We start from the raw sequence: 14,606 nt of genomic DNA, 5'->3' as shown, positions 1-14,606 counted from the left end.
GATGAGGTTTTACTTGAATCTCAAATATGAGGGGAAGAAGGTCTGTCAATACACGATTGACAGACTTCTTGGTGAAGGCAGATACGGGTTGTGCTTTTTGGCCAGATCCGAAAATGGCAGTACAGTTGTTATTAAAAAATATAAAAAAGGACTAAGGAAAAATAATATTCCAGACTGCATTGATGAAGCGGTAATTCTCTCACAGCTTAAGGATGAGCGAATTCCTGAGTTTTTGGGGGTTATCAATGAAAAAGGCTTTTACGGGTTTGTTTTGGAGTATAAGAATGGATGTACCGTAAAAGACCTGCTTTTTAAGCATAGCCACAAATTCTCGGGAGAAGAATTTTATCATATTGGAATCCAGCTCATAGATATCATAAAGTATCTTCATGACAATGGCATTGTCCATCGGGATATCCGAATCCCCAATGTTGTTATAGACCAAGGGAAGGTATATCTGATTGACTTTGGACTGGCAAGGTGGGCGGAGAAAACGGCTCCTTATGATTTGGATTTTACGTACTTAGGAGACTTTTTCCTGTATTTGCTATATTCTTCTTTTGAAAAAACAACAAAAAGAAAACCCTGGGCTCAAGAATTACCATGGTATGACGAAATATCTTTGACACAGGAGCAAAAAGTTTTTTTAAGAAGACTATTTGGCTTGGAAACACAATATGAGAGCATACATGATATAGAAACTGATTTTGTAAAAGTTTTTATGAACGTAAAGCAAAATAATTCCGTTTAAAAACTTCTTTAAGATAGTTTAGAATGATAGATGAAGATTATTTAAATTGAAGCGTTATTCTGTTCGAGCGTTGAATAAACATAGCTCCATATAAACAGGTAATTGACAAAGTCATTACATCCATAATAGAATATCGGTAAGCTTCCAAGACTGGCGGACATATGGGTTTAACCATAAGGGATTGGAAGAGTTCAAACGTCGACCGCCTGGGCAGTATAAATATTGTCCAGGTTTTTTTATTTTCTGAGTCACCCTCATAAAATTCAGAACCTGACAGATTAGGAGGGTTAAAATGATGAATAATACAGGATGGGGAAACTTTAAAGGCGGCAGATGGCAGCAGGAAATTGATGTCAGGGACTTTATACAAGCAAATTACCAGCCTTATAAAGGAGATGAAACTTTTTTAACGGAGGTAACGGATCGGACGCGGCATATCCTGGAGAAGCTTTCAAGGCTGCAAAAGCTTGAGAGGGAATTCGGCGGTGTGCTGGATATTGATACCTCGACGGTTTCTTCATTGCTAAGCTATGCGCCGGGCTATCTGGACAAGGAAAAGGAACTCATCGTTGGCATTCAGACCAATAGGCCGTTAAAGAGAGGAGTCAACCCCTTTGGCGGGATCAATATGGCCAGAAAGGCCTGCAAGGCCTATGGCTATACCATGGATGAAAAAATCGAAAGGGAGTTTTTTTACAAGACGACTCACAATGACGGCGTTTTCCGTGTTTACACCGTTGAAATGAAGGAAGCCCGCAAAAGCGGAGTCATTACCGGATTGCCGGATGCCTATGGAAGGGGAAGGATTATCGGAGACTACAGGCGGGTAGCATTATACGGAGTCGACAGGCTGATTGCAGGAAAAAAAGAAGATAAGCGCAAAAAGGGTCAGTTACTGATGGACATGGAGAATATCAAAGTAAGCGAGGAATTGTACAAGCAGATCGATTTTTTAGAAAAGCTCAAAAAGATGGCGGAGCTTTATGGTTTCGATATATCCCAACCAGCCGTAGATTTTAAAGAGGCGGTTCAGTGGTTATATTTTGGCTATCTTGGCGCGATTAAGGAGCAGAACGGCGCCGCCATGTCCCTGGGAAGGGTCAGCACATTTCTGGATATCTATGCTCAGCGGGATATTGATCAGCAAAGATTGACCGAACAGCAGGTCCAGGAGATCATAGACGATTTTATCATTAAACTGAGAATGGCCCGGCATCTTCGGACACCAGAATACAATGAGCTTTTTGCCGGGGATCCCATGTGGATCACGGAGGCTATCGGAGGTATGGGCGAGGACGGAAGGACGCTGGTTACTAAAATGTCCTACCGTTTCTTGCATACGCTATATAGTCTGGGACTGGCACCCGAGCCTAACCTGACTGTGCTGTGGTCCGCGGCGCTGCCGGAGGCTTTTAAACGTTATTGCGCCAAGGTGTCTATCGATACCGACTCTATACAGTATGAGAACGACGATGTAATGCGTCCATTATATGGGGATGACTATGGGATCGCCTGTTGCGTATCGGCGATGAAGATAGGCAAGCAAATGCAGTATTTCGGAGCACGCTGCAACCTGCCAAAGATGTTGCTTATGGCTTTAAACGGCGGAAGGGATGAAATCACCGGCAAACAGGTCGGGCCTGTATCCGAAGGGGTTAAAGACGGTTTACTGGAATACGGGGATGTCATGAAGCAGTTCGCTTTTTATCAGGGATGGCTCGCCAGGCTGTATGTCAATACCATGAATGTCATCCATTATATGCATGATCAGTATGCCTACGAAAAGCTGCAGATGGCATTGCATGACACGGATGTTGAACGCTTTATGGCTTTCGGAATCGCCGGACTTTCCGTAACCGCAGATTCTTTGAGCGCGATCAGGTATGCCAAAGTCCGGGCAGTCAGAAACGAAAAAGGCCTGATCCAGGACTTTGAAATAGATGGAGAATACCCGCGGTTTGGCAATGATGACGACCGTGTGGACTCGATTGCTGCAGAGCTAACAGAGGATTTTATCGGGGAACTGAGAAAGACGCCTGCTTACAGGAACGCCGTACACACCCTTTCGGTGCTGACAATTACCTCCAATGTGGTCTACGGCAAAAAGACAGGTGCAACCCCGGACGGAAGGAAAAAGGGCGAAGCTTTTGCTCCCGGTGCTAATCCGATGCACAACAGAGAGGCAAACGGGGCGCTTGCATCATTGAATTCTGTTTCAAAGCTTCCGTATGAAGCCTGCCGGGACGGGATATCCTGTACTTTTTCCATAACTCCTTCCACCATCGGCAAGAACTGTGAGGAACAGAAGAGCAACCTGGTAGCGGTCTTAGACGGCTATTTTGATATGAAGGCCCATCACATCAATGTTAACGTTTTGAACCGTGAACAACTGATTGACGCTATGGAGCATCCGGAACGTTATCCCAACCTGACGATACGCGTATCGGGTTATGCAGTCAACTTCAACAAGCTAAGCCGCCAGCAGCAGCAGGAGGTCATCAGCAGGACCTACCATGAAAGGCTATGAGGCAGTAAGTAGATGAGCGGCAAGACGGAAGAGATAGAAAAGACGGGAAGGATACACTCCATTGAGACCCTTGGAGGAGCGGATGGACCTGGATTGAGAATGATTATTTTCATGCAGGGATGCCCGTTACGCTGTATCTATTGCCATAATCCCGATACTTGGGACAGGAATGGGGGAAGGGAGTTCACTGTGGAAGCTTTGGTGCAAAAAGCCATGCGGTATCGTTCCTACTTTGGCCGGGATGGTGGTGTCACACTTTCCGGCGGAGAGCCTCTTATGCAGCCAATTTTTGCTGCGGAATTGCTTAAACAGCTTAAAAAGGTCGGTATCAACACGGCTCTGGATACTGCCGGCACAATACCGTCGGAGGAGGTAGCCGAGGTGCTGGCAAATACCGACACGGTCCTGCTGGATATCAAAATGCCGGATCAAGAGCGGTATGATCAATATATCGGAGGCAGTCTAAGTACGACAATGGAGTTTCTGCATGCAGCTTCCGCGGCAGGCTGCCGGATATGGATACGGCATGTGGTAATACCGGGCATCAACGACAAGAAAGATGATATCGTTAGCCTGTGCAGTCTTATTCATGATAGCGGAGTAGCAGTAGAACGATTGGAGCTGTTGCCTTATCACAAGATGGGGATCGAAAAATACAAGCTGATGGGACTGTCATACCGGCTGGCTGATGTTCAGGAGCTGGAAGAAGGAAAGCTTACCGAGCTGCTGGGGTATTGTTCCGAAAATAGGGGTTTATACAGTTGATGTATAAAATAATATTAAACAACAAATAAATAAGGTGTTTTATTGATACAATAAATTTGCTATATAGAATAAGGAGATTACAATTGTGCCAATTTTTTTGTTGCATCCGTTCTATGCTGTGACTTTTATTTTGCTCTTAATCGTTATTGTGCCTAAAAAAGATATTCAACGATTGTCTTTGTTCGGTGTTGTTTTAGGTGGAATGATGGATTCTATCGTCCACGCTTTCGGGTATTTCACCGGACTATTTTACTGGACGAATTTTGGCCCTTTTGGCTTCATTGGTGTTCATCTTTTTGCCAATATTGCCTGGACCGCATTTTTCATTATTTATTTTTATTATTTACCAAGACAAAGGCCGTTTTATTACATTTCTATAGCAGCAGGAGTCTTCGCTTCGATCTTATACTATAATTTATTGCTTGATATAGGGATTTTCAAGGCTTCCAGCAGATTAATTCTGCCGCTGATCGGTTTTACGGTCTGGTTTTTCGTTGCCACCTGGGCATTTTTAAAATGGAGCCATTTTGTCGAGGATAAAAGCAGAGAGAAAATGTATCCCTACTAAGCATTGCGATTAAGCAATGCTTGCGGCTTTTTCATATTAATAATTCATTTTGTAAAGGGTGGGTGATTGGCCTTGGAAAATACCCATAATTTTTTTATCCCAAAAACCAATCTGATTGGCGTTGGGGCAATTAAGGATCTTCCTAATCAATTATTGTCCTGGAAACTAAGTAAAGCGTTAATCGTCACTGATAAGAATATGATAAAGCTTGGGTATGTTGAAAATATTGAAAAGATACTAAAGAGCCTATTTATTTCCTATGATATTTTTGACGGGATTTTACACCCCAATCCGACAGTATCTTTTGTCGAGGACGGATTAAGATATTTTAAACAGGGCTGGAATGTCTTTAAACGAGACTATAAATTAATTATATCTATCGGCGGCGGTACAAATCATGATTGTGCAAAAGCAATTGCTGCAGTCGCCGTAAATGGTGGCTCCATTATAGACTATGAAGGATATAACAAAATAACCAAACCGATGATCCCTCTTATTACAATCAACACAACGGCTGGTTCTGCAGCAGAAGTAACACATACAGCAATAGTCACTGACAATACAAGAAAGGTGAAAATGGTGATCACGTCAGCTTTATTGACACCATTTATATCCGTAAACGATCCGATTTTTATGACCACGATGCCCAAAGAAGTAACATCCAGTTCTGGAATTGATGTTGTCTCGCATGCGATAGAAGCGTTTGTTTCGACAGAAGCGTTCCCGATTACAGATGCTTTGGCTTTGGATGCATTGAGATTGTCATTTGAGTATTTACCGAGAGCATACGAGAATGGAAATGATTTGGAAGCCAGAGAGAAAATGATGTATGCAAATATTATGGCAGGGCTTGCTTTTAATAACGCAGGTCTGGGATATGTGCATGCAATGGCACATCAGCTGGGTGGTTTTTATAATGGGACTCATGGATTTAATAATGCTGCACTGCTGCCTCATGTTTTTAGATTCAATTCCACCGTGATACCGGAGCATCGGATTATGAAATTATGCGAAGCCATGGGGACTGTTACGCATAATAAGGAGCAAGCGATAAATATTATTATCGAATCGATTAAAAATCTGTCTTCTGTAATTGGTATTCCCGGAAAGCTATCTATGATGGGTCTTAAGGAAGGTGATATTGAAAAACTGGCGAACAATGCGATGAAAGACATTTGCACGTTAACTAACCCCAGACAGGGGTCAGCAGAAGATATCATAAATATCTACCAAGCTGCATTATAAAAGCAGAGTAGGAACTCTACTCTGCTGAGTTTTGAAGATTTTGACAATCTTCTTGTACAATATCACGACGGCGGTATGACAGACCCAATACCATCCGCCTCTTATTGTTTACGACAAAGATAACGAAGGTCATCTCGAAAGGGGTGGCTTTTTCCTTGCCATCACATGAGGAACCTCAAAAACGGATATGCCAGCAGAATTTTCAAAGTTACCTCTTTCGAATAAAAGTAGAATCAAGGTTTCTTAAGCTTCTTTGGTCTTGTCTAAACCAAACTGCTCTGCGTATTTGTTGTATAAGATTAGATCAAATCTGCCATTTTTTTCTGCTGATGGTTTTATGTCGATCAGAAACTGAAGTTTTTGTTTTTTCGATAAATAACTAAAATCATACCAAGTATATGGTTTCAAATTATTTTACCTCCTGAAATTCTACATCTAAAACGTTGGCTGCTAACACTGAATCTAATAAATCTGTTGCTGTCTCTTTAGTCATACATCTTACTTGCATCAGTTCACTGATAAATATATTACGGGCACCCTCCAACATTTTGGAATCTTCTTTTCCCAATTTACCAAGGAGGTTTTTTCGCGTTAAATCACGGATTATTTCTGTCCCTTTGAAAATATCGCCGCTTCTCATCTTTTTCGTATTTAAATCAGTGCAGTATTTCTGGTTTTTATAAAGCAGGGGATCAGTAATTCCCTCATTAAAATTTTCCAGAATCTCTTCAAAGATAGAGGATTCAACCAGCTTCCGGATGCCAAAGCTTTCAGCTTTATCCTGGGGAATCATCATTTGCATCCTGGTTTGGGGTACGTTGACAATATAGTAAATTCTTTTTTTCCCCAAGATTTCTTTTTCTTCAATAGCTTCAATAGTTCCGACTCCATGCATAGGATAGACAATCTGATCACCAACTTGGAACATATATTCACCTCCCTGAGTCAGTAGCTCATTAAGCATATCATAAAAAATGATATATAGCAAATCAATTATTTTATCATTTATAAAAATGTATGTCAATGATTATTATCAATGAATTAATGGTTAATAAATTAATAAGCTTCATTTGTAAAATAAAGCTTATTAATATCCATAAACGTTTTTTATAAAATCGTAAAAGGTTGAAAAAATTATACGTTCAAAAATATCCTTATGAGCTGCTTATGGACTAAGAAGACCTGAAATAAAAAAGCCTCCCTAGTGTGTGTACTAGGAAGGCTTCTTTCAAATACTTACCAATTATTTCGTGTGCGTGGTTGATAACAATCACGACAATAAACCGGTTTGTCACCTGAGGGTTGGAAAGGGACTTGAGTTTCTTTTCCACAAGTAGCACAGACGGCCGGGAACATTTCTCGTTGCGGACGACCATATTGGTTGTTGGATCTACCCTGTGCCTTTCTCGCAGAGCGGCATTCCGGACATCTGCCAGGTTCATTGGTAAATCCCTTTTCTGCGTAGAATTCTTGTTCGGAAACGGAGAAGGAAAACTCATTTCCACAGTCCTTACAGGTTAAAACCTTGTCTTCAAACATAAAAAAACCTCCAAAATATATTACCCGCTTTATGGGAAGAATTCATAGCTTCCCAGAGCTTTAGGCAATGGAGAGGTTATTAGTAAATCCACAAAATGAACGAGCTGCTTTAGTATAACTGGAATGAAAGTATATGTCAAAGGAATATTTTAAATATAGCAAGTTTTGGTAGTTTTTTTTTGGTTCTTTGGTATTTTTAAAGAAAAAATCAGCGGAATTTTTATCAATAACTAATTTTTAATATATCCTTAATCAAATATTCCACGCCTTTGACTGGACTGGGTATTTTGACATCTGCTGCTTGTAATAGAGCCAGTATAAACGCTGACACAAAAAGGACCGAAAAGACGGTAAGTTCCCGCCAGTGCTTGTTTCTGACAAGAGCAGGGACTTCAAATAATCCTATGGCGACGAAAGTTATCGTTAATAAAAAAATCATGGCCGTTTCCTTTTCTGTTATTTTGGTAATTTTCGTATTTTTGCTACAAGCAATGTTAATACAGGCAAAGACTCAAACGTAAGGGTGAAAAAAGGCCCTGACCTAGCTCCAAAATCAACGTTTTGTGTCAAATAATCAAATGACAGAATACATAAACTAACAATGATACTTCCGATCGGAAGTACCAGTGGCCTATAGGACCGTAAATTGAATAATCGGGCTATCCCTAATACCGTGCCATAATACATAACAGTTACTTTTATGAACATTGCAATTAATAATAAAGTAATAACAAGCATTTCCAGCCTGGTTATGATTTCTGCCAGGTCTATCAGGCGTACTGATTCAATCGAAGGGGAAACCATAATCGTCGATGTTATTCCCAGCACAGCTGTATTGCGAACTGTATCAATTAATATGCTGGCCCCCCCAATGATTAATCCTAGGATAACAGACTTTTTTGCTTCTACTCCCTTGTTCACATAGGGGAATAGCATGAGGAAAACCATGATTTCACAAAAAGGAAGGGTCAGCATGATATGTGTACCCTGAATGAAATCCCTCCGGGGAAGATCAAAAAACGGTAGGAAATTGGTTAGTTCCATGTCTTTCAGCAGTAGAACGAAAGTTATTAGGATTACAATTATGATGACCATGACAAATATAACACCGGTCCGGGCGAGGATCTCTATTCCATTGCGGACTGCCCAGGCGCAGATGAAAGCAAATAGAATACATATGATAAACTTAGGAGTTTCCGGCATCATGTAATTCTTTATGATTTCGCCGACATAGGTTAACATAAAGCCTGCAATAGAGCAAAAAAACCAAATATACGAGGCGGAAAGTAGTTTGCCTAAATAGGGACCATAGATGATATGATTGATTTGTATCAGATCCTTGCCGGGAAATTTTCTCGCTAAGGCAACATAGGCCATGGCAAAGGGAACGCTTGCAGCCAATCCAGATAAAACAACCAGCCAAGTATACTGCTTGGTAATAACATTCGTAAATGCAACCACCAAAACAGAACCCTGGACATATCCTGCGACTAAAAACATCAACTGTGAACTTGATATGATTCCTTTTTCAAGCCTCATGAATTACTCCTTGGCAGGTACGGCAGGAGCGCTGATATTGCCTGTACTGCGTAGCTTAGTATCGATATTTAATGCTACTTCAATGTCCGGAAAGACCTCGTCCCATTTCATCTTCAGTTTCTTCCACTCGGAGGGGTATTTCCAATAGACTGAATCACCAAAACCAAATACATCTGAATTGAGATCCTTGGCCGTTTTTAAAGCAGCTATGATTTCCTTTCTGATTTCAGCGGATAGTTCTTTTTCCAGAGAGGCAACAGTGATTGATGATGTTATGTTTTCTGAACCACTCTGGCTATTGACGATCCCTTCCGCTTTGATATCTATCTTTATCAGAATCGTGTCATCTTTGATGACAGGTGTCATTTTGCTTTTTGCAAGCGTAATCTCTAAGCTCACTGTACCATCACCGCTAGGGACAGCTACATCAATCATTCCGCCTTTTACTTTGTTAATAACCCATAGCAGTCCGCGCGTTTCACGTTTATTCAGTTCACCAACCAATTTATCATGCTTAAAAACTGCTGTTCCAAAGACCTCCACTGTTTTTTTATTTCCGTCGCCGGTCACTCTAATCAGAGGGGCGATGGGGGCTGTGGTCTTGCTCATTAAACGACGAATAAAATCGATTAACCTAACTGTTGGCGATTCAGACGTTATCTTTTGAGTTTCAACTAATTTTGCAATGTTAATTGCCGGCAACTTCTCTAATTCAGGCGAAACATCAAGTACCTCACTTGCTTGGTCTTCGGAGACCACGAGCAAAACATTAAAACGAGTCTCACTATCTCGTATAAACGCATCTATATATGGTTGTATTCCTTCCTCAGCCAACTTTCTCTCAAACATCAGAACCTGATTATGCGGGAAATACAACCTGTGGCTGGATTCATGACTAAAATCTCTGATAATCTCAGAGGCAACATATCCTGTTTTCTTTATGTTCCAGTAAGCGTTTTCCCCACTCTCACCGCTCTTACTTTTAGTAGAAGCAGATTTTAGTTCACCCGGTTTTACAACTTGTGTCGTCAATTGTATTTCTCCGGGCTTCTCGGCTTTATCTAAACCTACGCCTACGACGAACGATAAAGAATTTAACTCATGGCGGCTCCAGCAACCGCTTAGGGGCAAAATTAACATGAAACATACTATGATTTTCATAATGGAACCCATACGATTTTTCATCAATTGCCTCTTGTTTTCAACGTTATTCAAGCCGGTCTAACTCTTGTCTTCTTCTGACGGATGGCTGGGTTTTAATCTGAACTCCTGGCGTTCAGGGTCATGCCAGCCTATCGTTCTAGGGCGGGTAAACATTGCCCAAACAGGTACCCTGATGAATGTATCTTTCAAGTCTTGCGTACTGAGAGGAGCGAAAGGTGATAAATAGGGGGTTCCAAAAGATCTTAAGGAAGCCAGGTGAATAAATGTCCCCATTAATCCAAGTGCAATCCCAAACCCTCCCATTGCCCCGGCTAGGAGAACAAGAATTAATCGTAAGATACTACCGGAATCTGTTTGGGAAGGAACCACAAAACTACAAATTGCTGTCAAAGCTATCACGATAACCATAGGCTCTCCGATTATTCCGGCACCTACAGCAGCTTCGCCAATAACCAAAGCCCCCACAATGCTGACCGCTTGACCAATAGGACGGGGCAAGCGAACCCCGGCCTCCCTGAGAATTTCAAATGTTGTTCCCATAATGAGTGCTTCTGCCATTGCAGGAAAAGGAACGCCCTCCTCGGATGCAGCCATGGTAAAAAGTAAGGAAGTAGGAATCAATTCTTGGTGAAAAGTTGTTAAAGCAACATAGATTGCCGGAGACGTAATGCTAATCAGAAAAGCTAAAAGCCTGAGGAGTCTAACCACGCTTGCAAAATAAGGCCGGGAATAGTAATCTTCAGCGCTTTGGAAACTTTCAATAAAAACCATTGGAACGCTAAGCACAAAGGGAGTCCCGTCAACAAAAATGGCCGCCCTTCCTTCTAAGATTTTTGCTGCGACAAGATCTGGTTTTTCACTGTTAGCAACTGTGGAGAAAATAGAAAAAGGAGCATCCTCAATGAACTGCTCGATATACCCTGATTCCAGAATTGCATCTGTCTTAATTCTTTGAAGACGCCGTTGAATTTCTTTGATGAGCTGTGGATTAACGAGATCTTTTAAATAGGCAACACAAACGATAGTCTTGGTTCGTTCACCTATTTTCATTGTTTCCAGAGTTAAATTAGGGTTTTTTATTTTACGACGCAACAGGGTTGTATTGGTAAGCAAATTTTCGGTAAAGCCTTCCCTCGGACCCCGAACAACGGATTCTGTTTTGGGTTCGTCCACGCCACGGGTTTCCCAACCTTCGGTGCCAATGACTAAAGCTTCTTTTGAGCCATCAATCAGTAGAATTGTTTTTCCGGACAAACAGCCGTCTACGACGTCATTGATCGTAGAAACTTTTTGAACCATTCCCACTGTAAGCAGCGTTGTCTGAATAATACTCATATTATTCAGTAATGATGTATCTTGTCTGGAGCTTAACCGGATGTCGTACATCAATGGTTTTATAATACTTTCGTTAATTATGGCTGTATCCGTCATCCCGGATAAGAAGATGATCGCACCACGTGTAAGTCCCTGATCACCAAAGTTAAATTCACGCATATTAAGATCATAGCTATTTCCGAACACACCTTTTAGAGCAGTAAGGTTTTTGTTCAGATTGTCGAAAAGGTTAGATTGAGAATTCCCTGAATGATTGGCGTCAGTGCCGTTATGATTTGCCAATTGCCAAAAACGCAGTTTAGAATGAATGGAGCGGAACATACTGCTTTCATCCTTCCACTTTGAACCTAACCTTACGTAGTATTTCCCGTTAGGAATGAAGTTATTTATGAATACTGTTTTGGATTCAAAGATTGGCTGAGCACGTAAGATTTGCGAACTGGGATATGGAATGGGATGAAACGGCGATATGTGTTATCCCTACTTGTAACCGATATTACAATGTGTTAGCATTGACGTAAGGGATGTTACAAAGGGAGCTGGGGCGATGGAGATCGCTCTTTTTAATGAGAAAAGAAAATGAGCAATAACAATAAGATCCGGGAAAAGAAGATCTTAGGCATAGAGAAGAACATCTTTTTTGTAGGCCTGACAAGCTTTTTAACGGATACGACGACGAAAATGATTTATTCTGTAATGCCGTTATTTTTAATGTCCTTGGGAGCAACTAAAACGGAGCTCTCTTTGATTGAAGGGATTGCGGAGAGTACGGCATCCGTGCTTAAAGCGTTATCCGGCTGGTGGAGTGACAAGATCAGAAAGAATAAGCCATTCATGGTCATAGGGTATGCTTTCACGGCAGTTCTTTCACCCATGTTTTCGATGGTAACCTCGCCGCTGCAGGTTCTGCTTATCAGATTTACCGAGCGGGTTGGCAAAGGTATCCGTACAGCGCCAAGAGACAGCCTGATCGCCGCGGCCTCTGAAGACGGCAGCAAAGGCAAAAACTTTGGCTTTCATAAAGCGATGGATAACAGCGGGGCAATCGTTGGACCGCTCCTGGCAGCAGGAATCCTGCTGTTGTTTCCAAATGATTACCGGCTGGTATTTCTTATAGCAGCCATCCCAGGCTTGCTGGGACTGATAAACATTATATGCTTTGTGAAGGAAGCAAAATCGGAGAAGATGGAACCGCTTGGAAAAATTACATTGAAGGACTTCCCGAAAAAGTACTATGCCTTTCTTGGAATCATCTTTATCTTTACGATGGGAAATTCAACCGATGCGCTTCTTTTGGTCAAAGCCAGTGATATCGGGATCAAAGACTCCTTGATTCCGATGATCTATCTGATCTTTTACGCAGTGTCAGCGCTCTTCTCCGTACCGGCCGGCATGCTGTCAGATAAAATCGGCAGAGAAAGACTGATTATTTTTGGCTATCTGCTGTATTCAATCCTGTATTTCGGATTTGGTAGAACAAACAGCGGAACCGTAGTGGTATTGCTTTTTGCGTTGTACGGACTTTACAGCGCAGCCACTGACGGCGTACAGAAGGCATTGGTGTCTGATTTGGTTGATAAGGACAAACGGGGGACAGGACTGGGCATATATAACAGCCTTGTGGGTATTACGCTTCTTCCGGCCAGTGTCATAGCAGGTTTGCTTTATGATCATGTCAATTACAGCGTGCCATTTTACTATGGCTCTGTGATGGCTCTGATTGCTGCGCTGTTCATGATTATCTTTTATCGGAAAGGGTTAAGGCATCTTCAAAACTGATGTTTAGTTCTAACTTAAGCGGAAAAAGTTAAATATAACAGAACAACATTCAGCGAGACAATAAGACTTACGATCACAGCACCGGCAGCATTAGTGATTTTGCGGTTTGTCATTTCACCCATAATGTCCCGGCGTTTAGTGATCAGAAGCAGCGGAATGATTGCTGCCGGCAGAGCAAAGCTTAAGGTAACCTGGCTCATAATCAGCATCTTCATCGGGTTAAAGCCGAGCCACAGGAGAATGATGGCCGGAACCATGGTGATTGCCCGCCGGATATTGACCGGAATATCCAGACCGATGAATCCCTTCAGCATGCATTCCCCGGCCATAGCGCCAACGGTGGATGAGGAAAGGCCTGAAGCAAGCAGCGCCAGACCAAAAGCACCGCTGGATAAACTGCCAAGCAGCGGCGTCAGGGACTTGTGCGCCTGTTCGATGGAGTCGACGGGGCCCTGGTTAAAAAAAACGGCTGCAGCGATAATAACCATTGCAGCGTTGACGAGAAACGCGATGTTCATGGCAAAGGCGATATCCAAGCATTCCATTCGGAAATGCTTTTTTGCTTCGGCCAAATCATCGGAGGTACGTCTTGCTTTCATCAAGTCCGAATGGAGATAAATGACGTGAGGCATAACGGTCGCGCCCAACATGCCGACGGCCACCAGAATGCTTTCCGGACCTAGGCTAGGAACCAAGGTGTGCAAAGCGACCGCGGACCAATCCGGGTCAGCCAGGAACAGCTCGAGACAATACGAGGCCCCGATGACAGCCACCAGACTGATGATAATTCTCTCAACCATATGCTGGCCGAAACGCCGCAAATAAACAATGACGAAGGTCAGACATACGGTTATCAGGCCTGCTGTCACGAGCGGTATGCCGAAAAGTAGGTACAGGCCAAGCGTCGAGCCCAGGAACTCTGCCATATACGTTGCGATGACGGCAAATAGCATGATGATCCAAAGTGAAAAATTTACCGGTCTGGAGAAAACACGCCCGCACTGCGTAGCCAGATCAACACCGGTGACAATGCCGAGCTTCGCCGACAGTGTTTGCAGGAAAATCGCCATCAGGTTGCTCCATAAGACAACCCAAACAAGATTGTAATTGAAATTGGAACCTGCGCTGATGTTGGTGGCAAAGTTGCCGGGGTCAATATAGGCGACACTCACGATGAAGGCCGGACCCAGATATTTCAGCGTGTCTTTGATCTTTTCCAGCCAGGTATTTTTAGGCAAAGGTAATGTTAATGAAGTTTGAACAAGGTTGATTTCTTTGCTCATTGTTATAATCCTCCGCTTATTTCTAATGAACTGTCATATGAGGCAAGAAAATGATATAGGTATAGAACGAAGCAGTACACATAGATGTGAATCTACTGTGATACGGCTGAA

The 14,606-nt window shown here is 42.4% G+C and carries 13 protein-coding genes and 1 riboswitch; of the genes, 6 read left to right on the top strand and 7 right to left on the bottom strand.

The features are described from left to right. The first annotated feature begins 1 nt into the window (after position 1). From DHBDCA_RS11190 to DHBDCA_RS11170, 5 genes are all read left to right on the top strand, one after another. Positions 2-751: a protein kinase family protein gene (locus DHBDCA_RS11190; protein ID WP_256364945.1), complete on the top strand. Its 750-nt coding sequence runs from the start codon at positions 2-4 to the stop codon at positions 749-751. A 136-nt stretch (positions 752-887) separates the two neighbouring features. Then, positions 888-970: riboswitch (ZMP/ZTP riboswitch) on the top strand. 73 nt (positions 971-1,043) lie between these two features. Continuing rightward, complete coding sequence (pflB, locus tag DHBDCA_RS11185) at positions 1,044-3,278, top strand: formate C-acetyltransferase (protein WP_015044321.1); 2,235 nt, start codon at positions 1,044-1,046, stop codon at positions 3,276-3,278. 12 nt (positions 3,279-3,290) lie between these two features. Beyond that, entirely contained in the window at positions 3,291-4,043 is a 753-nt protein-coding gene (gene pflA / locus DHBDCA_RS11180; protein ID WP_015044320.1) for a pyruvate formate-lyase-activating protein, read from the top strand. Positions 4,044-4,128: 85 nt separating this feature from the next. Beyond that, a complete protein-coding gene (locus DHBDCA_RS11175; protein WP_015044319.1) occupies positions 4,129-4,611 on the top strand; it encodes a hypothetical protein in 483 nt (160 codons plus the stop codon). Between the two features lie 66 nt (positions 4,612-4,677). Next, the gene (locus DHBDCA_RS11170; RefSeq protein ID WP_015044318.1) at positions 4,678-5,856 is read left to right on the top strand and encodes an iron-containing alcohol dehydrogenase; all 1,179 of its coding nucleotides are present in this window, start codon (positions 4,678-4,680) and stop codon (positions 5,854-5,856) included. A gap of 243 nt (positions 5,857-6,099) precedes the next feature. On the opposite strand, the gene DHBDCA_RS15480 is transcribed toward DHBDCA_RS11170, so the two are convergent. From DHBDCA_RS15480 to DHBDCA_RS11140, 6 genes are all read right to left on the bottom strand, one after another. Beyond that, positions 6,100-6,264 (bottom strand): hypothetical protein, encoded by a 165-nt coding sequence (locus DHBDCA_RS15480; RefSeq protein ID WP_015044317.1) that lies wholly within the window; start codon positions 6,262-6,264, stop codon positions 6,100-6,102. 1 nt (position 6,265) lies between these two features. Continuing rightward, entirely contained in the window at positions 6,266-6,784 is a 519-nt protein-coding gene (locus tag DHBDCA_RS11165; protein ID WP_015044316.1) for a CarD family transcriptional regulator, read from the bottom strand. Between the two features lie 308 nt (positions 6,785-7,092). Further along, positions 7,093-7,395, bottom strand: coding sequence for a zinc-ribbon domain containing protein (locus tag DHBDCA_RS11160; protein WP_026071844.1), 303 nt, complete (start codon positions 7,393-7,395; stop codon positions 7,093-7,095). 456 nt (positions 7,396-7,851) lie between these two features. Continuing rightward, positions 7,852-8,934: a GerAB/ArcD/ProY family transporter gene (locus DHBDCA_RS11150; protein ID WP_015044315.1), complete on the bottom strand. Its 1,083-nt coding sequence runs from the start codon at positions 8,932-8,934 to the stop codon at positions 7,852-7,854. A gap of 3 nt (positions 8,935-8,937) precedes the next feature. Beyond that, entirely contained in the window at positions 8,938-10,119 is a 1,182-nt protein-coding gene (locus DHBDCA_RS11145; RefSeq protein ID WP_015044314.1) for a Ger(x)C family spore germination protein, read from the bottom strand. Between the two features lie 36 nt (positions 10,120-10,155). Next, complete coding sequence (locus tag DHBDCA_RS11140) at positions 10,156-11,754, bottom strand: spore germination protein (RefSeq protein ID WP_015044313.1); 1,599 nt, start codon at positions 11,752-11,754, stop codon at positions 10,156-10,158. A 258-nt stretch (positions 11,755-12,012) separates the two neighbouring features. Between DHBDCA_RS11140 and DHBDCA_RS11135 the strand changes: the two genes are divergently transcribed. After that, positions 12,013-13,212, top strand: coding sequence for an MFS transporter (locus tag DHBDCA_RS11135; protein ID WP_015044312.1), 1,200 nt, complete (start codon positions 12,013-12,015; stop codon positions 13,210-13,212). Between the two features lie 14 nt (positions 13,213-13,226). Here DHBDCA_RS11135 and DHBDCA_RS11130 read toward each other — a convergent pair whose 3' ends face one another. Next, complete coding sequence (locus DHBDCA_RS11130) at positions 13,227-14,495, bottom strand: Nramp family divalent metal transporter (protein ID WP_015044311.1); 1,269 nt, start codon at positions 14,493-14,495, stop codon at positions 13,227-13,229. Positions 14,496-14,606: the final 111 nt, after the last annotated feature.

The sequence above is a fragment of the Dehalobacter sp. DCA genome (assembly GCF_000305775.1).
GTDB classification, from domain to species: domain Bacteria; phylum Bacillota; class Desulfitobacteriia; order Desulfitobacteriales; family Syntrophobotulaceae; genus Dehalobacter; species Dehalobacter alkaniphilus.
This window is presented reverse-complemented; position numbering and strand designations above follow the sequence as displayed.